This window comes from Vreelandella hamiltonii (assembly GCF_014651775.1).
Classification (GTDB): domain Bacteria; phylum Pseudomonadota; class Gammaproteobacteria; order Pseudomonadales; family Halomonadaceae; genus Vreelandella; species Vreelandella hamiltonii.
Map to the genome: position 1 here is coordinate 47,881 of NZ_BMXN01000003.1, position 18,909 is coordinate 66,789.

An 18,909-nucleotide genomic window follows, 5' to 3' on the forward strand; every position below is an offset into this window, starting at 1 on the left:
CACAGGCCAAGACTCAGATTATCTATCACCGTCTGCACAACGCCATTGCCAAGTTGGCAGGCAACATGATTGGGCTGCTCGGCGGCTCAACTCAATAACGCTGGCAGCCCTTATGACGCCTGACTCGCCAGACAGTTCACAAAAAAAGTAAAAACGTAAATGTTTGTGTCCATGCGCAGGCAGCGGCCCGACGCTCAGGGCTCTTCACGGCTGTTGCGCGCCGTGGTGACCAGCGGGCGGATATGCTCGTCTACCGCCTCCCTGGCACGAAAAATACGCGAACGCACCGTACCCACCGGGCACTGCATTATTTGCGCGATGTCCTCGTAGGCCAACCCATCCAGCTCACGCAGGGTAATGGCCGTGCGCAGGTCATCCGGCAAGCGTTCGATGGCTTCGAACACAGCGGCTTCCAACTGGTCCCGCGCGATGGAAGCTTCGGGAGACTCGGAGTCGGCCAAGCGGCCGCTTTGATCGACGATTTCGGCATCGACGATATCCAGGTCGCTGCCGGGTGGACGACGCCCTCTGGATACCAGGTGGTTCTTCGCGGTATTGATGGCGATCCGGTACATCCAGGTATAGAAAGCACTTTCTGCACGAAACTTGCCCAACGCACGGTACGCCTTGATGAAGGCTTCCTGCGCCACATCCTGCACTTCGGCGTGGTCGTGCACGTAGCGTCCTATCAGGCCAATGATCTTGTGCTGATACTTCTTAACCAAAAGATCGAAAGCGCGTGTATCGCCTTTCTGGGCACGCTCAACCAACTGCTGGTCCGTTTCACGAGTGCCCATTCACACGCTCCTTCCGCGCCGGTATCACACCGGCCGCTTCATATTCTTGTCGCCCTGTTGATCGGGCCTTCACAGCAAGCAGCATAGTGTCCCTTGGGCATTGGTTAATCGTCATGGAGAGCTCGAGGCCCATGAGGCCTGGTGGCTCACCTGTTCTGGAGGGCGTTTGGTGGCATAACGCCAATGTCATCTAGTGTTACGCGTTCTTAGCAGCGCATCAAGCGCTTCCCCCTTTCTTGAAACCCTGTGGCTGACATTTTTCCTTAATGCAAAGTTCCGTAACAATTGATTTTTACCACCGTGACGCGCCATAGTAGTGACCACTTTTCGTCCATCGCGCATGTACAGGTAGCAAGATGTCTGATCAACAGGTTAGCAATCTCAACGTCCTCGCTCAGGATGTTCTCACCACCCCCGACGCTCTGAAGTCGGCCATTCCCCTCACCGAAGCCGCCGAGCGCTCCGTCGTGGAAGGCCGTCGCGTCATTCAGAACATCCTGGATGGCAACGACCCGCGCCTGCTGGTGGTCGTGGGCCCCTGCTCCATCCATGACGTGGATGCCGCGCTGGATTATGCCCGCCGCCTGCGCGCGCTGGCCGACAAGGTGAGCGATAGCCTGTACATCGTCATGCGCGTCTATTTCGAAAAACCGCGCACCACCGTGGGCTGGAAAGGGCTGATCAACGACCCCCACCTGAACGACTCGTTCGAAATCGACGAAGGCCTGCACATCGCCCGCAAACTGCTGGTCGACCTAGCCGAGATGGGCTTGCCCCTGGCCACGGAAGCGCTGGACCCGATCTCGCCCCAGTACCTGCAGGACTGCATCAGCTGGTCAGCCATTGGCGCCCGCACCACCGAGTCACAAACCCATCGCGAGATGGCCTCAGGCCTCTCCTGCCCGGTCGGTTTCAAGAACGGCACCGACGGCAGCCTGGATGTCGCCATCAACGCCCTGCAGTCGGTGGCCAACCCGCATAACTTCCTGGGCATCAACCAGGCCGGCCAGGTCGCCATCATCCGCACCCGGGGCAACGCTTATGGCCACGTGGTACTGCGCGGCGGCAACGGCAAGCCCAACTACGACAGCGTCAGCGTCGCGCTGGCCGAAAAAGAGCTAAGCAAAGCCAAGCTGTCGGCCAACATCATGATCGACTGTTCCCACGCCAACTCCAACAAGGACCCAGCCCTGCAGCCCTTGGTACTGGAAAACGTGACCAACCAGATTCTGGAAGGCAACCGCTCCATCATCGGCCTGATGGTCGAGTCCAACATTGGCTGGGGTGCCCAGAAAGTGCCTGCCGACCTGAGTGAATTGCAGTACGGCGTCTCGATTACCGATGCCTGTATCGACTGGGACACGACCGTCGAAACCTTTACGCGCATGAACGAAAAGCTTGCTCCGGTGCTGGCCAAACGTATTGCCTGAAGCCAACCTGTCGACGCCCCGCCAGATCCCTCTGGCGGGGCGTTTTTCATTAGCATCACCCGCTGCCGAGTTCAGGCCTGAATGTCACGCCTGAAGGGCGGCAAGGCATCCAGCAGCGCCTGACCGTAGCGCCGCGTGATCACGCGGCGGTCCAGCAACGTGATCACGCCCCGGTCGTTCTCCTTGCGGATCAACCGACCACAGGCCTGTACCAGCTTGATGGAAGCATCGGGCACGCTGATACGCATGAAAGAGTTGCCGCCCTGGCTTTCGATCCACTCGGCCAACGTGGCACCCACCGGGTCATCGGGCACCGCAAAGGGTAACCGAGTGATGACTACATGAGTCAGGTAATCCCCAGGCAGGTCGATGCCCTCTGCAAAGCTGGCCAAGCCGAAGATGATGCTCCCCTTGCCGCTATCGACCGCAGCACGATGCCGCTCGATCAACTCGCGTTTGGGCAGCGCATCCTGCGCCAGCAGGCGCTCTTTCAAGGCTGCTGGCAGCACTTTTTCCACCGCCCTGAGCTGGGCCCGGGACGAAAACAGTACCAGCACCGCTTCATCCTCCCCCAACTGGGAGACACAGCGCACGATGGCACGCTCATGGGCCTCTCGGTCGCTGGGGTCCGTGGCTTCCGCGGGCACGCGCAGCACCGCGTTGGCATAATCGAAGGGGCTGGGCAGCGCCTGGTACCGATAGCGACTGGCCAGGCCAGCGCGCTCCTGAATACGTTCGAAGCGCCCCAGTGCCGTCAAGGTGGCGGAGGTGACCACCGCACCATGGCAGCGCCCCCACAAATGCTTGGCCAGCGTGTGCGCCGCCGAGACAGGGCTGGCGGAGAACTCGATTTCGGGCTCCCCGGCCACACGACTCAACGTGATCCAGCGCGCACAGGGCGGCGCATTGGGCGGGTCCTGCTCGCTGAACGCCTGCCAGAGCGCGTGGGCTTCCAGGGCGCGACCATGCAGCAGCGCCACCAGCGGTAGCCAGGCTTCGGCCTGATCGCGGTCCAGCCCCGTCTGCTTGTCCGGGTCCAGGCTCTCACGCAGGATATCGGCTATGCTTTCCAGGCTGCGTGATAGCGTGGCAAACATCACCAGCAGCTGCCGCGCCTGCTCGCGCAGCGCTTCCGGCACCTCGCCCTTCTCGAAACGCTGCTGGTGGCTGGCCTCTTCATCCGCCAGCCCCTGCTCGCGCCCGGCCAGCTGGTGCCCCAGGCTGAACACGTCCCCCAGGGCAGGCTCCAGGCCATGCAGCACTTCAGGCAGGCTGGCCAGCAGCCGGGCCACGGTGGGCTGAACTGACAGCCCTTGGTGGAGATCGGTCAAGCTGCTGCGCAGCGTCTTGAGCCAGCGCAGACAGCCATGCACCGCGAAGCGGTGGGCAAAGTGCGACAGCGCCTTGTCCGGCAGGTGATGACCTTCGTCGAAGATGAAGATACAGTCGGCAGGGTCCGGCAGAATGGCGCCGCCCCCCAGGGCCAGGTCCGCCAGTACCAGATCGTGGTTGGCCACGATGACATCGGCATCTTCCAGCTCACGGCGTGAGCGGAAGAACGCGCAAGCACCGAAATGGCCGCAGCGGCGCCCGGTACACTGGCGGTGATCGACGGTGAGCTGACGCCAGTGGGCATCATCGATGGTGTCAGGCCAGGTATCACGGTCACCCTGCCACTCGCCTTTGCCATAGGCATCGGCAAGGTCGCTGGCAAGCACCTGATAGTCGCTGCTATCGCTTTGCAGGGAGTGCTCGAACAGCGACATGGTCGGGTTCGGCTCACTGCCCTCCAGGGCCTGATCCAGCCGCGCCACGCACACATAGCGCCCGCGTCCTTTGGCCAGCGCGTAGCGAAAGGCGATGCCACTGTGCTCGGCCAGCGAGGGCAGGTCCTGATGCAACACCTGCTCTTGCAGAGCCACCGTGGCCGTGGACACGATCAGCCGCTTGCCCTTCGCCTTGGCAATGGGCAAGCCTGCAATCAGATACGCCAGCGTCTTGCCCGTGCCGGTACCGGCTTCCAGCACACAGACGTGGCTGTCGCTGGTGCGCTTGCCATCGCTGTCGCACTGAATATCGCCCAGGGTGCGGGCAATCTCGGCAATCATCAGCCGCTGACCGTAGCGTGGGGTCAGCGCTAACTGCTCCACCACGTTACGGTACGCTTGCTGAATATCGGCCTTGAGCGCGTTATCCAGCATGTGCGTTACAGCATGCCTTCCGGCGGATGCTCGCAGGGCAGCTTGCCGTTGATGTAGCGCTCGATTTCCGGCAGCGAGAAGGCGTCTTCTTCACCCACGAAGCTGATCGACACCCCTTTGGCACCGGCACGACCGGTGCGGCCAATACGGTGCACGTAGTCTTCCGGGTCTTCCGGCAGGGTGTAGTTGATCACGTGGCTGACGTCTTCGATATGGATGCCACGACCGGCCACATCGGTGGCCACCAGCACCTGGATCTCGCCTTCGCGGAAGCTTTCCAGCGTCTTGATCCGCTGATTCTGGGGCACGTCACCCGACAGCATGGCGGCACTCACGCCTGCCTTTTTCAGCAGGTCATCGAGTTTGCGCACCAGATCCCGACGGTTGCCGAACACCATGACCCGCTCGAAGCTCTCCTGTTCCAGCAGCTTGACCAACAGGCGCTGCTTGTCGTCATCCGACACCAGGTATACGCGCTGGTCGATATCGGCCTGATTCTCTACCGTGACTTCGATCTCGACATGGGCCGGTTCCTGTGTCCACTGGCTGGCCAGATTGAGAATGTCGTCGGTGAAGGTGGCCGAAAACAGGAACGTCTGACGCTCCTCTTTCTTGGGGGTATAGCGGATGATGCGCTTCACATCCGGGATGAACCCCATGGAAAGCATGCGATCCGCTTCATCGAGCACCAGTACTTCGGTTTCGGACAGGTCGATATCGCGCTTCTGATGGAAGTCGAGCAGACGGCCAGGCGTGGCCACCAAAATATCGAGTTTCTTGCCGAGGCTCTCACGCTGTTTCTGGTAATCCATGCCACCGACCACGCTGGCCACGTTCAACGACGTGAAGCGGGCGAGCGCCTTGGCGTCTTTCTCGATCTGCAGCGCCAATTCGCGGGTGGGGGCGATGATCAGCGCACGGGGAGCCCCCGGCTTCTGACCGTCCGGCGCGGGCTCTTCCAGGAAGTAGGCCAGCACTGAAATCAGGAAGGCAGCGGTCTTGCCAGTGCCCGTCTGGGCCTTGCCCACAATGTCGCCACCCAGCAGCGTGTGGCGCAGCGCCTCTGCCTGAATGGGAGTGCAGTATTCATAGCCTTGGGCATGAATAGCGCGCATCAAGGGCAGCGGCAGATCAAAGTCATGGAAGCGCCACTTGCCGGCAACGGCGGGCACCTGAAACTGACGAAGATCCCAGTTCGACTGACGACGACGCGGCTTGCGACGACGGCGTTTAGGCTTGCGGTTCTGGTCCGATGCTGTGATCTGTTCCGACTCGCTCATAGGCTGTGTATCTGTCCATTGCTGTGGAGGTTAGGCATCACGAATCGCGCATTGTAGCAGGGCTTGGCGATAAGAGCGCGCTCTGCTGTCGAAGGAGCGCCCTTGCCTGTTAGAATGAGGCATAAATTAACCCAAGGAGCGCGACGATGACGCGTAAGAAAAAGACTCGTTCACTGGCAGACAAGGTGACGATCCGCACCGGTCGCCGCAAGGATTACAAAAAGTGGCGCCATGAAAACCCGGATCAGGTGACCTCATCACGCCGTTTCGTGGCCAAGAAACAGCAACAGCGCAAACTGCAGGCAGTGCGCAAGCTGGCACGCCAGCAAAGTGGCCAGAACATTGCCATCCACCCTGACAAGGGGAGCGACTCCTCTTCGGGAGAGCCCTCCTGATGCGTCTGGTGTCTTTCAATATCAACGGTATCCGGGCAAGGCTGCATCAGCTTCAAGCGCTCATCGACACCCATCGCCCTGATGTGATCGGCCTGCAGGAAATCAAGGTGCAGGATAGCGAGTTTCCCTTGGCCGACGTGGAAGCCATGGGGTACCACACCTTTCATTATGGCCAAAAGGGCCACTACGGTGTGGCCTTGCTCTGCCGACAGAAACCTCAGCAGGTCTTCTACGGCTTTCCTGATGATGAGGAAGATGCCCAGCGACGCATGATCGGCGTGCGCCTGCTGACCACCGACGGCCAGCCGATCACCGTGTGGAACGGTTACTTCCCCCAGGGCGAAAACGTCGATCACCCCACCAAATTTCCGCACAAGGAGCGCTTTTACCAGCAGTTGGCCAATCTGCTGGCCACGCAGCACTCCTCGGAAGAGCATCTGGCCGTCATGGGTGACTTCAACATTTCACCCGAAGACCAGGACATCGGCATTGGGGAAGCCAACCGAAAGCGCTGGCTACGTGATGGCAAGGCCAGCTTTCAACCCATCGAGCGGGAGTGGCTGGCAGGCATCAAGGCGTGGGGGCTCAGCGACAGCTATCGGCTCTGCCACCCCGACAACAGCGAATGGTTCAGCTGGTTCGACTACCGCTCGAAGGGCTTTGACCAGGAACCCAAGCGCGGGCTGCGCATCGACTACATCCTTGTCTCGCCTCCCTTGGCACAGCGAGTCACCGATGCAGGTATCGACTATCCCCTGCGTGCCATGGAACGATCTTCGGATCACGCTCCCACCTGGAGCGACTTTTCCCTGACCCTGGCAGACTGACCGCCCCTTGGCTGCCGCCCACTCGGGCGGCACGGCTCACCCCCTGAGCCCCCTCAATCGAAATAGCCAAGCCACTGCTCGGCCTGTTCGTCGCCCAGCTCCGCCGCTCGCGAGAGCGCCTCTTTCGCCAGCGACTCATTGCCCCACGCGTAGGCCAACTGACCATACTGGCGCCAATCGTCAGCCGCCCGAGTGGTTTCAGCCAGCGCCTGCCAAGCGTTCAGGGCATGCTCGACATGCCGGGCCTGCTGCCAGGCCGTGGCTCGCAGGCGCAGCGTCTCTTCATCATCAGGCAGCTCCCCTGCTTCCAGCGCTGCCTCCAGATGCTCACCGGCACGCGCTGGCGTGCCCCCTGCCAGGTGCAGCCGAATCAGGGTCAAACGATCCTCGGGCGCAGTGAACTTGCCCATCTGCCAAGCCGCTTCCCAGACGCCGGCGGCAGCGCCCAGCAGCCCCGCCTGCTGCGCCAATCCAGCCGCCTGACGCCACTCCTCGGCGCTGCTGCGCTCGCTCAGGTTTTCCAGCAGCCAGGCCAGCGCCTGCTCGCCTTCGCCTGCATGGCGCAACACGACGTTGACCAGCGCCTGCTGGGCATCACTCAGTTCTCTGCCCGGCTCCAGCTGGGGGGTGAGCCATTCGAGGGCCTCTTCCCAGCGCTCCTCTTCTGCCAATAGGCGCACCAACGCCCAAACCGACTCAAGGTAGCGCTCATGGCCCGCCGACTCGCCGAGCCACTGCGCGTAGAGCTCGATGGCCCGAGAGCGCTGTCCTGCCGCACGGCGCAGGGACGCTTCGTCACGCAACCAGCGCAGCCGTTGGCTGTTCGGCACGCTGGTACGCTGGCGGGCACTGGCCAGCTCATCCGCTGCCGCCTCGGGCGCCTCTTGACGCACCAGCGCACTGGCCGCCAACTGATGATATAGCGCGCTGGCCCACTGATCGGCTCGATTGCCCGAGGCCAGCCTGGCGGCCTGGGAGCGCGCACGGCTCAGAATGGTGTCCAACGACTCATTCTCTGCACCAGAACCGGAAAGTTCCGCCAACTGGCTCTGCAACCCATTCAGGTCGAGAATGATATCTTCACTCAGTGGCACATCCGCCACCGCCATCGTGCTCCACACACCGAGCACTGCAATTGCCAATAAACGCTGCATAACGCTCCCTCGACGGGCTTACCGCAACTGAAATTCGATGCGCTGAGTGGCACGGCGCAGCTGCTGACTCGGCTCGAATTGCCAGCGTGCAATGGCCTCCTCCGCCGCCTGCTCGAACACCCGGCGCGGCTGGGCATTGACGACGCGAATCGTCCCGCCATCGACGCTGCCATCACGCCGAATGACGAACTCCACCTCGACAAAGCCCTCCATGCCACGCCGCTGGGCACGGGTGGGGTACGTGGGATTGACGCGACTCGTGGGCGCCACCTGCCCGACACTCACCGGCTCATTGGAAGGTGCTGGTTCTGCCGCAGGCGCCGCTTCACGCTCGGCCGTCGCGGGTGCCGTGGATGGCTCGGAGCGCGACGCGGGCTCTGCGGCAGGCTCCGGCGTGGGTTCTGACGCAGGCTGCGGCTCCGGACGTGGCTGTGGCGTCGGCTCTGGCCTTGCCTCGGTCAGCTCCGGCAGCTCACTCTCCAACTCCAGCGGCTCTACCGGTGCATCCGGCAAAGCCAGATCGGGCAGTGCAATCTGACTCGTCGCGACCGGCGCAGGGGCAGGCGCTGGTACAGGAGGGGGAGCCGCAGGAGCCGCCTGGGCAGGCTCTGGCGGCGGCGTTTCCGGCTCGGCAGCCTGCTCAGGCGCTTCCACCATGGTCATGGCCATGGACATGACCGGCTCGTCGACGCTGCGCTCCGGCGGTGCCACCAGCAGCGCCAGCATCCAGAACAGCCCCATCGCCAGCGCAGCACCAGCCAGCAGCGAGAACCCGTGGCGTATCATGGCGCACTCCGACTAGCCGCCACCGCCACTTGCTCGACGCCTGCCTGCTGCAGGCGATCCATCACTTCGATCAGCAGTCCAGTGGTGGACGCTCTATCGGCCTGGATGACCACCGAGCCATCGCCACTGAGCATGCCGGCCACTTCCTGACCGATGCGATGGGCATCGACCGGACGACCATCCACCCAGACGGCTCCTTCCGGCGTAATCGCGATCAGCACCTGGGCGTCCGGACGCTGTGTGGCGGCGGCCGCTTCCGGGCGCTCGATCTCTACGCCACTCTCCTTGATAAAGCTGGTCGTCACGATAAAGAAGATCAACATGATGAAGACCACATCCAGCATCGGGGTCAAGTTGACTTCATTGCTCTCTTCGACGGCCTCTATGGAACGGCGTCTACGCATCATTTTCCTCCAGGGCACGTGCCAGGCGATCATGCAGACGCTGGTCTTCTCGCCGAATCACGTGCTCCAAACGGCTGATAAACAGCATACCCACCACGGCAATGGCCATGCCTGTCAATGTAGGTAGCGTGGCTCGGGCCACGCCATCGGCCATGGCCCTGGCCTGATGGGTGTCACTCATGGAAAGGCTGTCGAACACGGTGATCATGCCAGTGACCGTGCCCAGCAGACCCAACAGCGGGCACAACGCCACCAGCAATTTGATCCACGGCAGCGGCCGACGCAGCTTGGCCACCAGGGCCGCACTCCACACATCGCGCAACGTTCGTGCGCTCCAGCTGCGATGGTCGCTACGCGCTGCCCAGCGGTGCACCAGCTGACGACGCGCACGTCGCCAGCTGATGCGGTAGTACCACCAGCGTTCGATGGCCATGGCGAACACCAGCACAGCCACCAGCGCCAGCACCACCAGCACCGCTCCACCGGCGTCCAACAGCCGCTCTACCGGCTCCAGCCAAAGGGGCAACGTCGGCATATCAGTTCACCGCTTGCCCGGGATGGGCAGACTGCGCTTCCAGATGATCGGCCAGGGTGGCGCTGGCCTCCCCTTCGATCACTTGCGTAATGAACCGGCTTCGGCTGGACAGTGCCGTTTGTGCGAACAGCAGCGGCACCGCCGTCACCAGCCCCAGCACCGTCGTCACCAGCGCCTGACTGATCCCACCGGCCATGAGCTGCGGATCGCCAGTACCGAACACGGTAATGGCCTGAAAGGTGACGATCATGCCCGTTACCGTACCCAACAGGCCCAGCAGCGGCGCAATGGCTGCCAACAGTTTGACGATGGGCTGGCCTCGCTCGATGCGCGGCAGCTCTGCCAGCACCGCTTCATCCAGGCGGGCTTCGAGGGCTTCGGGGGTTTGATGTTTGTCCATGTCCTTGAATCGCTGCAGCACTCGGCCCAGCGGATTGTCGGCTCGCGGCTGCTCCAACTGACGGCGTTGACGACGCACCCGTGCGCTCACCAGCAGCAGATAGAGGTATTGCGCCAGCGCCACCAGCAGGCCGACACCCCCCAGCACCACGACCACATAGCCGACATACCCCCCCTGCTGGAAACGCTCCCAGAGACTGGGCTGCTGTGCCAACGCCTGCAGTACGCTGCCCTGGGTAGGGTCGATGGCAAATTCACGACTGTCGCCTTGATGGTAGGCGGCGAGCAGACGGCGGATTTCCGACGGCGTACGCGGCAGCTCGGCCAGGCTCTGGTCATCCTGCCCCTTGCGGAGCAGTACCGACTCCGTGAAAGCGGCAAAATCCCCCAAACGAACCACCTGACGAGGCGCAATCTCGCCCGCTCCGTCTGCCACGGGCAGCTCGAGACGCTCGGCCTGCCCAGTGTTCATGGTCAGGGCTGCCAGGCGGTCTACCACGCTCTCCAGGTGCTCACGCTCCAGCACCTCGACGTCGTTGAGGCGCGGAGGCAAAGCGTCAGGCGTCAACGTCAGCCAGCTCTCCCCTCCCAATTCGTTGCGCAACTCCTCGCTGTGCCGCGTCAGATCGGCCAACAGTGCCGTAAGGGCCTCCCCCTGCTCATCCTGACGCTGAGCCAGAACCTCGGCCTGTTCGGCCTGCTCTTGCTGTTGCGCCTGCAGGGCAGCTTGCTCCTGCTCGGCTGCTGCGTGCGCAGTGCGCGCTTCCTCCAGGGCCGCGGTCAGGGCGTCCTGATCTTCCAGAAACGACTGCAGCCGCGCCTGGTCTCGCGCTTCTGCTGCTTCGCGGGCATCACGCAGCGTCGTGACATCACTGCTTTGGGCGATGGCCGGGGCGCTCGCCCAAACGCTCATGGCCAGCAGCAGGCAGGCCATCTTGTGCACGCCGCGCCGATAGCTGGATAGTTTCATTACGGCGCTCCTGTGGCGGTGATCGATAGCGGCAATTGCAGCAGTTCAGGCGTACGCTGATCATCGGCAATACGCAGGCCATTACGCACTTCTCGGCGTGCACGCTCTTCCAGCGCCAGCCATTCGCCGCGCTGCTGGTCCCATACGCCGCCCTCACGGCCATCCGGCGTCAGGTAATAGAGGCCAATACGCCCAATACGCAGATAATCGACTTCCCGAGGAGCCCCGCCGTCGCGTTGCAAACGCCCCCGCCAGCTACCTACCTGGCGGCCGTATGCCAGCTCTGCACGCCAGGCTTCGAGCAGCTCGGCAATCCGTTCGGCGCTCTCCTGGGAGGATACCTCTACCCCTTCTACCCGTGCCAAGCGCTCGCCACGCAGGAAAGGCAGATCCGACTCTATCCATCGGGTGAGCTGTTCGGCCATATCCTGCTCGATGGCCGGCAGCGCAGCACGCGTATCGCTCAGCGTATCCAGCGCCTGGGCCAACCGCTGCTGGCGCTCCGCCTCACTGGCCAGGCGACTGCTCAGGGCAGCATTGGAAGCGCTCATCTGCCGCGTCTCCTGCTCCAGTTGGCGCAGTTCTTCCAACTGTTCTCGCGTTGCTTCGTCGGCCCTGTCGATTTGCTGCTGCAGCTCAGATTGCACTTGCTGGGCCTCGACACTCTGGGCCGCCTGATCCATCGTTTCATCGCTCGCCATCAGCGATGTACTGGCCAGCATTCCAGCAAGCCAATATCCGCTCAAGGCAAAGAAAGGCCTTTTCAGCACGTCGTCTCTCCATCACTGCTCAGCGCGCCATCTGCATCAGCTCGCCAAGGCTCACCAAATATAAGAACGATTTGCGTTTAAATCGTTAGCGTGCATAGCCTACCATCAATAGAAGAAATGACAATATTTATCATTAACATTCAATAACGAAATCTTTTCATCGTCCATAAAAAAACGGGAGCCCTGAGGCTCCCGCTGAGTGGCACACTAATGGACTGATCAGAACGACCAGTCGTCGTCTTCGGTAGCGACCGCCTTGCCGATGACGTAGGACGAGCCGGACCCCGAGAAGAAGTCGTGGTTCTCGTCTGCGCTGGGGGACAGCGCCGCCATGATCGTCGGGTCGACGTCCGTGACGCTGCTGGGAAACAGCGGCTCGAAACCGAGGTTCATCAACGCCTTGTTGGCGTTGTAGTGCAGGAACTTCTTCACGTCTTCGGTCAAGCCCACCGCATCATAGAGCGACTCGGTGTAGCGCACTTCGTTGTCGTACAGCTCCAGCAGCAGCTCGTAGGCATAATCCTTCACTTCCTGCTGACGTTCCGGGGTGGCTTCCGCCAGCGCCTGCTGGAACTTGTAGCCCACATAGTAACCGTGTACCGCTTCGTCACGAATGATCAGACGAATCAGGTCAGCGGTATTGGTCAGCTTGGCATGGCTGGACCAGTACATGGGCAGATAGAAGCCAGAGTAGAACAAGAACGACTCCAGGAAAACGCTGGCCACTTTGCGCATCAACGGGTCATCGGAGCGATAGCGCTTGAGGATCAGCTCGGACTTCAGCTGGAGCGACGGATTCTCCTCACTCCAGCGGAACGCATCGTCCACGTCCCGGGTGGCGCACAGCGTCGAGAAAATCGAGCTGTAGGAGCGCGCATGCACCGATTCCATGAAGGCAATGTTGGTATACACCGCTTCTTCGTGGGGCGTACGCGCATCTTCCATCAGCACCGGCGCACCCACGCTGCTCTGGATGGTATCGAGCAGCGTCAGGCCGGTGAAGACCCGGATGGTCAGCTGCTTTTCCTGCTGAGTCAGTGTGTTCCACGACTGAATGTCGTTGGACAGCGGCACTTTTTCCGGCAGCCAAAAGTTGCTGGTCAGGCGGTTCCACACCTCCAGATCTTTATCGTCCTGCAGACGGTTCCAGTTGATCGCATTAACCCGCGACAGGCGTTGCATCGTTGTCATCAGCGCTCTCTTCTAAACGTCATCACATGCCAGTGGGGATATCGTTACAGCGTGCAGGAGACACAGCCTTCTACCTCGGTGCCTTCCAGCGCGCTTTGGCGCAAGCGAATGTAGTAAAGGGTCTTGATGCCCTTCCGCCATGCATAGATCTGCGCCTTGTTGATATCCCGAGTGGTAGCGGTATCAGGGAAGAACAGTGTCAGTGACAGCCCCTGATCCACATGCTTCGACGCTTCTGCATAAGTATCGATGATTTTCTCAGGGCCAATTTCATAGGCATCCTGGAAGTAATCGAAGTTGTCTTCATTCAAGAACGGCGCCGGATAATAGACCCGCCCCAGCTTGCCTTCTTTACGAATCTCGATTCTCGCCGCCACCGGATGAATGCTGGAGGTGGAGTTGTTGATATAGGAAATCGAGCCCGTGGGCGGCACTGCCTGCAGGTTGCGGTTGTACAGGCCGTGCGCCATGACCGAGGCCTTCAGGGCCTGCCAATCTTCCTGGGTCGGCAGTGCAATACCACTGCGTTCGAACAGCTGGCGTACTTTTTCGGTACGCGGCAGCCAGGCCTGGTCGGTGTACTTGTCGAAGAACGTGCCCGACGCGTAGGTGGAGTCTTCGAAACCGGCGAAGGTGGCGCCATGCTCGATGGCCAGCTGGTTCGAGGCACGAATGGCATGGAACGCGACGCAGTAGAAGTACAGGTTGGTGAAATCCAACCCCTCTTCCGAGCCGTAATAGATGTGCTCACGCGCCAGGAAACCGTGCAGGTTCATCTGCCCCAGACCAATCGCACGCGACTTGGCATTCCCTTCGGCAATCGAGGGCACGCTGCTCAGGTTGCTCATCTCGGACACGGCAGTCAGGCCGCGAATGGCGATCTCGACGCTGGTGCCGATATCGCCCGAATCCATGACCTTGGCAATGTTCATCGAGCCCAGGTTGCAGGAGATGTCCTGACCGATGTCGCGGTATCCCAGGTCGTCGTCATACTCGGTCGGCGTGTTGACCTGCAGAATCTCGGAGCAGAGGTTGCTCATGTTGATGCGACCGGCAATCGGGTTGGCGCGATTGACCGTATCTTCGAACATGATGTACGGGTAACCGGACTCGAACTGCAGCTCAGCCAGCGTCTGGAAGAAGGCGCGAGCATTGATCTTCTGCTTGCGAATGCGCGCATCCGCCACCATTTCATGGTACTTCTCGGTGACGCTGATATCGCCAAACGGCACCCCGTAGACCCGCTCTACATCGTAGGGGGAGAACAGGTACATGTCGTCGTTGCGCTTGGCCAGTTCGAACGTGATGTCCGGAATGGTCACGCCCAGCGAAAGCGTCTTGATGCGGATCTTTTCGTCGGCATTTTCACGCTTGGTGTCGAGGAAACGCAGAATGTCAGGGTGGTGAGCATTCAGGTACACAGCCCCGGCACCCTGACGAGCCCCCAGCTGGTTGGCGTAAGAAAACGCATCTTCCAGCAGTTTCATGATGGGGATGATGCCCGACGACTGGTTTTCGATACGCTTGATCGGCGCGCCAGACTCACGGATGTTGGTCAGCAGGAACGCCACCCCACCACCACGCTTGGAGAGCTGCAGCGCCGAGTTGATCGACCGACCGATCGACTCCATGTTGTCTTCGATACGCAGCAGGAAGCATGACACCAGCTCACCGCGCTGCTGTTTGCCGCAGTTCAGGAAAGTCGGCGTGGCTGGCTGGAAGCGACCACTGATCACTTCATCCACCAGCGACTTGGCCAGCGCTTCATCCCCACGAGCCAGCGTCAGCGCAACCATGCACACGCGATCTTCGTAGCGCTCCAGGTAACGCTTGCCATCGAAGGTCTTCAGCGTATAGCTGGTGTAGTACTTGAAGGCACCCAGGAAGCTGGGGAAGCGAAACTTGTAGGCATACGCCTGCTCGAACAGCGACTTGATGAATTCGAAGCTGTACTGATCGAGTACGTTGGCCTCGTAATAGCCCTCTTCCACCAGGTAGTCCAGCTTCTCTTCCAGCGAGTGGAAGAAAACCGTGTTCTGGTTGACGTGCTGAAGGAAGTACTGACGCGCCGCTTCGCGGTCCTTGTCCAACTGCAGTTCGCCGTTGGCACCGTACAGATTGAGCATCGCGTTGAGCGCATGATAATCCAGCGTACGCGCTTCGGTGGTACCCGCAGCAGGACGTTTCGCTTCTGCCGACTTCTTGGTAGCGGCGCTGGTGGACGCTACGTTGTTAGAGACTGAGCTTGACGTTTCCAAAACTCTTCTACTCCTTTGCGGACCTTGGCGACATCGTCATCGGTGCCAAACAGTTCAAAGCGATAAAGCAACGGTACCTGGCACTTTTGCGCGATGATGCGCCCTGCCAACCCGTAAGCTTCACCAAAATTCGTATTACCCGAGGCAATGACACCTCGAATGAGGTGCCGATTGTGCTCATCGTTCAAGAAGCGAATCACCTGCCCCGGTACGGCGCCTTGTGCATGGCCACCGCCGTAGGTAGGCGTCACCAATATGTAAGGCTGCGTGACGCGTGGAGTGGGCTCTTCACGATTCAATGGCAGCCGCTGGGCACTCAAGCCAAGCCTTTCGATAAACCGGTGGGTATTGCCTGACTTGGTGGAAAAATAGACCAGCGTACCCGCCTGTCTGGTTTCCACCGTGGCCGTGTGCATGGCGGCGGAGCTACGCCAGCGCCTGGATACGGTCAGGGCGGAAGCCGGACCAGTGATCCTCACCTACCACGACGACCGGCAGCTGACGATAGCCCAGAGCTTCGACCTGCTGCTGCGCGCCTGACTCTTCCGTAATGTCGATCACGGTGTACTCCAAACCCTGCTTGTCCAGCGCACGATAGGTAGCGGTGCACTGTACGCAGGCAGGCTTGCTATAAATTTGGATTTCCATGGCTATTTTCCTTTTCATAGCGACACTTTTCGGGTAGCGCATGGCAATGGCGCCACCCCTCTGAAATTCTCCACGCATACTATATATAGACCACCAGAAAATCAATTCAAGCATATATGGTATTTTTTCATCCACAGGTTATTGACAAGCCATACCCAGCGCTATACCCAGAAACAAAAAAAGCCGCCCCCTGAAAGGGGGCGGCTTTGGCTGCAAAATCACGCGCTCAGGCGCAATTTTCGACCATTATCAGGCCTTGGCAGCTTGGTAGCGACGCTCGACGTCTTCCCAGTTCACGACGCTGAAGAATGCGTCAACATAGTCGGGGCGCTTGTTCTGGAACTTGAGATAGTACGCGTGCTCCCATACATCCAGACCCAGCAGCGGCGTGTTGCCATGCATCAGAGGGCTATCCTGGTTGAGCGTGTTCTCGACGACCAGCTTCTTCTCGGGTGTGACAGATAGCCACGCCCAGCCGCTGCCAAAACGGCCCAGCGCCGCTTTCTTGAAAGCGTCCTTGAACGCATCGAGGCCACCCAGCTCGGCGTCGATGGCCTTAGCAACATCACCCTGGGGCTGACCGCCACCATTGGGAGACATCATCTGCCAGAACATGGAGTGGTTGGCGTGCCCACCACCGTTGTTGATCACGGCCTGACGCTTCTCTTCCGGCACGCGATCCAGATTGGCAACCAGCTCTTCTACCGGCATATCTTCCAGACCAGTGCCTTCCAGGGCACCGTTCAGGTTGGTCACGTAGGTGTTGTGGTGACGAGAGTGGTGGATCTCCATCGTCATCGCATCGATGTGCGGCTCGAGTGCATCGTAAGCGTACGGTAATTCAGGAAGGGTATGGGCCATGCTATCTTCTCCTTGAGTGGCTTCTATAACGTTCACTACCTAAGGTGCGGTCTTGCTTCACCCTTTTCAACTGCCGCCCCGGCAATTTTTCTACCAGCGCGACGACTTCTTTATCCCAGTACTTTAGTCAACTATTTTCAGTTTATCGAATTCATCGCCATTAAAAAAGCCGACCTCTTGCGACGTCGGCTTTTGGTAAAACGGCGTTCCTGCTTACAGCTTGCTCTCCAGCTCCGGCAGGATCTCGAACAGATCCCCCACCAAGCCGTAGTCGGCTACCTGGAAGATCGGGGCCTCTTCGTCCTTGTTGATCGCCACGATCACCTTGGAGTCTTTCATCCCCGCCAGGTGCTGAATCGCGCCGCTGATGCCCACGGCAATGTAGAGCTCGGGGGCGACGATCTTGCCGGTCTGGCCTACCTGCATGTCGTTGGGCACGAAGCCTGCATCCACCGCCGCACGAGACGCGCCAATGGCGGCGCCCAGCTTGTCGGCAATGCCGTCCAGCAGTTTGAAGTTTTCGCCGTTGCCCATGCCACGGCCGCCGGAGATGACGACCTTGGCACCGCCGAGTTCCGGGCGGTCGCTCTGGGCCAGCTCCTGCTTCACGAAACGGGACTGGGCGTTGTCGACGACCACGTCCACGGCGTCCACGCTGGCGCTGCCGCCGCTGCCTACCGCATCGAAGGCGGTGGTGCGCACGGTGATGACTTTCAGCGGGTCGTCGCTTTTCACCGTGGCGATGGCGTTACCGGCGTAGATCGGGCGCAGGAAGGTGTCGGCGCTCTCGACGCCAATCACTTCCGACAGTTGGCTGACGTCTTTCAGCGCGGCCAGCCGGGGCAGCACGTTCTTGCCGGTGGTGGAGGCGCTGGTCAGCACGTGGGTGTAGTCGTCGGCCAGGGCGACCAGCAGCGCGCCCATGGGCTCGGCAAGCTGATGGGCGTAGACGGCGTTGTCTGCCACGCGCACCTTGCTCACGCCGTCGAGTGTCGCGGCGGCTTCGACGGCGGCCTGGACGCCTTCACCGGCGACCAGTACATCGATATCGCCACCGATCGCCTGGGCGGCTGCCACGACGTGGGCGGTGGCGCTGGCCAACTGACCTTCATGCAGGTCGGCAAGTACCAGAATGCTCATGAGATCAGCTCCTTTTAAAGCACTTTGGCTTCGTTTTTCAGTTTATCGATCAGCTCGTCCACCGAGGCGACCTTGATACCGCCCTTGCGCTCGGCGGGTGACTCGACCTTGAGCAGCGTGACGTTCGACGCGACCTCAACCCCATAGTCGGCGGGGGTCTTGACGTCCAGCGGCTTTTTCTTGGCCTTCATGATGTCCGGCAGCTTGGCATAGCGCGGCTCGTTGAGGCGCAGGTCGGTGGTGACGATGGCGGGCAGCGTGAGGGCGACGGTTTGCAGGCCGCCGTCGATTTCACGGGTCACGTTCACCTTGTCGCCATCGATGGCGACTTCCGAGGCAAACGTGCCCTGGGGCAGATTGGTCAGCGCCGCCAGCATCTGGCCGGTCTGGTTGTTGTCGGTGTCGATGGCCTGCTTGCCAAGAATCACCAGACCAGGCTGCTCTTCATCCACCACCTTGGCCAGCAGTTTGGCCACCGCCAGCGATTCGACGCGCTCGTCGGTCTCGATGTGGATGGCGCGATCGGCGCCCAGCGCCAGCGCGGTGCGCAGCTGCTCCTGGGCAGCCTTGGGGCCTACCGTCACGGCGACCACTTCACTGGCCGCTCCCTTCTCTTTCAAACGCACGGCCTCTTCCACGGCGATTTCGCAGAAGGGGTTCATGGCCATCTTGACGTTGGTCAGATCCACATCGGAGTGATCCGCCTTGACGCGGATCTTGACGTTGTAGTCGATGACGCGTTTTACCGCGACCAATACTTTCATAGGTTCCTCGCTTGGCCTGGATGACAGCCGTTGACCTGAACAGACGCTGCTCGGATGGCAGCGTAAAAAAATTCATGCAAGCGTTTGATAGGCTAGTAA

Annotated in this window: 19 protein-coding genes; 3 read left to right on the plus strand and 16 right to left on the minus strand. The window is 60.7% G+C overall.

Annotated elements, in window-relative coordinates; all coding sequences use genetic code 11:
• Positions 1 to 194 precede the first annotated feature (194 nt).
• A complete protein-coding gene (gene rpoE / locus IE091_RS03470; RefSeq protein ID WP_039177195.1) occupies positions 195 to 797 on the minus strand; it encodes an RNA polymerase sigma factor RpoE in 603 nt (200 codons plus the stop codon).
• A 356-nt stretch (positions 798 to 1,153) separates the two neighbouring features.
• Here rpoE and IE091_RS03475 point away from each other — a divergent pair, with 356 nt between their 5' ends.
• On the plus strand, positions 1,154 to 2,227 hold the full coding sequence (locus tag IE091_RS03475; protein ID WP_189462860.1) for a 3-deoxy-7-phosphoheptulonate synthase: 1,074 nt from the start codon (positions 1,154 to 1,156) through the stop codon (positions 2,225 to 2,227).
• 71 nt (positions 2,228 to 2,298) lie between these two features.
• Here the strand turns inward: IE091_RS03475 and dinG are convergent, their stop codons facing one another.
• Both dinG and rhlB read right to left on the minus strand, forming a co-directional pair.
• Positions 2,299 to 4,428 carry an ATP-dependent DNA helicase DinG gene (dinG, locus tag IE091_RS03480; RefSeq protein ID WP_189462861.1) on the minus strand — a complete coding sequence of 710 codons (2,130 nt, stop codon included), beginning with the start codon at positions 4,426 to 4,428 and terminating at the stop codon, positions 2,299 to 2,301.
• Positions 4,429 to 4,433: 5 nt separating this feature from the next.
• Positions 4,434 to 5,708, minus strand: coding sequence for an ATP-dependent RNA helicase RhlB (rhlB, locus tag IE091_RS03485; protein WP_039177199.1), 1,275 nt, complete (start codon positions 5,706 to 5,708; stop codon positions 4,434 to 4,436).
• A 146-nt stretch (positions 5,709 to 5,854) separates the two neighbouring features.
• On the opposite strand from rhlB, the gene IE091_RS03490 reads away from it, so the two are divergent.
• Both IE091_RS03490 and xthA read left to right on the plus strand, forming a co-directional pair.
• Entirely contained in the window at positions 5,855 to 6,103 is a 249-nt protein-coding gene (locus IE091_RS03490) for a hypothetical protein (protein ID WP_016913576.1), read from the plus strand.
• A complete protein-coding gene (xthA, locus tag IE091_RS03495) occupies positions 6,103 to 6,930 on the plus strand; it encodes an exodeoxyribonuclease III (protein WP_189462862.1) in 828 nt (275 codons plus the stop codon). Before IE091_RS03490 ends, xthA begins: the two co-directional genes overlap by 1 nt.
• Positions 6,931 to 6,983: 53 nt before the next feature.
• Here the strand turns inward: xthA and IE091_RS03500 are convergent, their stop codons facing one another.
• The 13 genes from IE091_RS03500 to IE091_RS03560 all read right to left on the minus strand — a co-directional run bounded on the left by IE091_RS03500 (position 6,984) and on the right by IE091_RS03560 (position 18,810).
• Positions 6,984 to 8,084, minus strand: coding sequence for a hypothetical protein (locus IE091_RS03500; RefSeq protein WP_039177211.1), 1,101 nt, complete (start codon positions 8,082 to 8,084; stop codon positions 6,984 to 6,986).
• A gap of 18 nt (positions 8,085 to 8,102) precedes the next feature.
• Entirely contained in the window at positions 8,103 to 8,870 is a 768-nt protein-coding gene (locus IE091_RS03505) for a TonB family protein (protein ID WP_189462863.1), read from the minus strand.
• Positions 8,867 to 9,274 carry an ExbD/TolR family protein gene (locus tag IE091_RS03510; protein WP_039177216.1) on the minus strand — a complete coding sequence of 136 codons (408 nt, stop codon included), beginning with the start codon at positions 9,272 to 9,274 and terminating at the stop codon, positions 8,867 to 8,869. The genes IE091_RS03505 and IE091_RS03510 overlap by 4 nt, the downstream gene beginning before the upstream one ends.
• On the minus strand, positions 9,267 to 9,809 hold the full coding sequence (locus IE091_RS03515) for a MotA/TolQ/ExbB proton channel family protein (RefSeq protein ID WP_039177218.1): 543 nt from the start codon (positions 9,807 to 9,809) through the stop codon (positions 9,267 to 9,269). Before IE091_RS03515 ends, IE091_RS03510 begins: the two co-directional genes overlap by 8 nt.
• A 1-nt stretch (position 9,810) precedes the next feature.
• Entirely contained in the window at positions 9,811 to 11,178 is a 1,368-nt protein-coding gene (locus tag IE091_RS03520; protein WP_189462864.1) for a MotA/TolQ/ExbB proton channel family protein, read from the minus strand.
• Positions 11,178 to 11,948 (minus strand): DUF3450 domain-containing protein, encoded by a 771-nt coding sequence (locus tag IE091_RS03525; RefSeq protein WP_229800740.1) that lies wholly within the window; start codon positions 11,946 to 11,948, stop codon positions 11,178 to 11,180. The genes IE091_RS03520 and IE091_RS03525 overlap by 1 nt, the downstream gene beginning before the upstream one ends.
• Positions 11,949 to 12,167: 219 nt before the next feature.
• Positions 12,168 to 13,139: a class 1b ribonucleoside-diphosphate reductase subunit beta gene (gene nrdF, locus IE091_RS03530; RefSeq protein WP_039177224.1), complete on the minus strand. Its 972-nt coding sequence runs from the start codon at positions 13,137 to 13,139 to the stop codon at positions 12,168 to 12,170.
• Between the two features lie 44 nt (positions 13,140 to 13,183).
• Entirely contained in the window at positions 13,184 to 15,397 is a 2,214-nt protein-coding gene (gene nrdE / locus IE091_RS03535) for a class 1b ribonucleoside-diphosphate reductase subunit alpha (protein ID WP_268246852.1), read from the minus strand.
• On the minus strand, positions 15,364 to 15,813 hold the full coding sequence (nrdI, locus tag IE091_RS03540; RefSeq protein ID WP_052196365.1) for a class Ib ribonucleoside-diphosphate reductase assembly flavoprotein NrdI: 450 nt from the start codon (positions 15,811 to 15,813) through the stop codon (positions 15,364 to 15,366). Before nrdI ends, nrdE begins: the two co-directional genes overlap by 34 nt.
• A 10-nt stretch (positions 15,814 to 15,823) precedes the next feature.
• On the minus strand, positions 15,824 to 16,045 hold the full coding sequence (nrdH, locus tag IE091_RS03545; RefSeq protein WP_039177227.1) for a glutaredoxin-like protein NrdH: 222 nt from the start codon (positions 16,043 to 16,045) through the stop codon (positions 15,824 to 15,826).
• A 249-nt stretch (positions 16,046 to 16,294) separates the two neighbouring features.
• Complete coding sequence (locus IE091_RS03550; protein WP_039177232.1) at positions 16,295 to 16,906, minus strand: superoxide dismutase; 612 nt, start codon at positions 16,904 to 16,906, stop codon at positions 16,295 to 16,297.
• 213 nt (positions 16,907 to 17,119) lie between these two features.
• A complete protein-coding gene (locus IE091_RS03555) occupies positions 17,120 to 18,046 on the minus strand; it encodes an electron transfer flavoprotein subunit alpha/FixB family protein (protein ID WP_039177234.1) in 927 nt (308 codons plus the stop codon).
• A 14-nt stretch (positions 18,047 to 18,060) separates the two neighbouring features.
• Positions 18,061 to 18,810 (minus strand): electron transfer flavoprotein subunit beta/FixA family protein, encoded by a 750-nt coding sequence (locus tag IE091_RS03560; RefSeq protein ID WP_039177239.1) that lies wholly within the window; start codon positions 18,808 to 18,810, stop codon positions 18,061 to 18,063.
• Between the last annotated feature and the right edge of the window lie 99 nt (positions 18,811 to 18,909).

What these genes read in the sequence shown, in the direction of transcription:
- rpoE (WP_039177195.1), bottom strand. Translation starts at nt 797, where the DNA reads ATGGGCACTCGTGAAACGGACCAGCAGTTGGTTGAGCGTGCCCAGAAA.
- IE091_RS03475 (WP_189462860.1), top strand. Translation starts at nt 1,154, where the DNA reads ATGTCTGATCAACAGGTTAGCAATCTCAACGTCCTCGCTCAGGATGTT.
- dinG (WP_189462861.1), bottom strand. Translation starts at nt 4,428, where the DNA reads ATGCTGGATAACGCGCTCAAGGCCGATATTCAGCAAGCGTACCGTAAC.
- rhlB (WP_039177199.1), bottom strand. Translation starts at nt 5,708, where the DNA reads ATGAGCGAGTCGGAACAGATCACAGCATCGGACCAGAACCGCAAGCCT.
- IE091_RS03490 (WP_016913576.1), top strand. Translation starts at nt 5,855, where the DNA reads ATGACGCGTAAGAAAAAGACTCGTTCACTGGCAGACAAGGTGACGATC.
- xthA (WP_189462862.1), top strand. Translation starts at nt 6,103, where the DNA reads ATGCGTCTGGTGTCTTTCAATATCAACGGTATCCGGGCAAGGCTGCAT.
- IE091_RS03500 (WP_039177211.1), bottom strand. Translation starts at nt 8,084, where the DNA reads ATGCAGCGTTTATTGGCAATTGCAGTGCTCGGTGTGTGGAGCACGATG.
- IE091_RS03505 (WP_189462863.1), bottom strand. Translation starts at nt 8,870, where the DNA reads ATGATACGCCACGGGTTCTCGCTGCTGGCTGGTGCTGCGCTGGCGATG.
- IE091_RS03510 (WP_039177216.1), bottom strand. Translation starts at nt 9,274, where the DNA reads ATGCGTAGACGCCGTTCCATAGAGGCCGTCGAAGAGAGCAATGAAGTC.
- IE091_RS03515 (WP_039177218.1), bottom strand. Translation starts at nt 9,809, where the DNA reads ATGCCGACGTTGCCCCTTTGGCTGGAGCCGGTAGAGCGGCTGTTGGAC.
- IE091_RS03520 (WP_189462864.1), bottom strand. Translation starts at nt 11,178, where the DNA reads ATGAAACTATCCAGCTATCGGCGCGGCGTGCACAAGATGGCCTGCCTG.
- nrdF (WP_039177224.1), bottom strand. Translation starts at nt 13,139, where the DNA reads ATGACAACGATGCAACGCCTGTCGCGGGTTAATGCGATCAACTGGAAC.
- nrdI (WP_052196365.1), bottom strand. Translation starts at nt 15,813, where the DNA reads ATGCACACGGCCACGGTGGAAACCAGACAGGCGGGTACGCTGGTCTAT.
- nrdH (WP_039177227.1), bottom strand. Translation starts at nt 16,045, where the DNA reads ATGGAAATCCAAATTTATAGCAAGCCTGCCTGCGTACAGTGCACCGCT.
- IE091_RS03550 (WP_039177232.1), bottom strand. Translation starts at nt 16,906, where the DNA reads ATGGCCCATACCCTTCCTGAATTACCGTACGCTTACGATGCACTCGAG.
- IE091_RS03555 (WP_039177234.1), bottom strand. Translation starts at nt 18,046, where the DNA reads ATGAGCATTCTGGTACTTGCCGACCTGCATGAAGGTCAGTTGGCCAGC.
- IE091_RS03560 (WP_039177239.1), bottom strand. Translation starts at nt 18,810, where the DNA reads ATGAAAGTATTGGTCGCGGTAAAACGCGTCATCGACTACAACGTCAAG.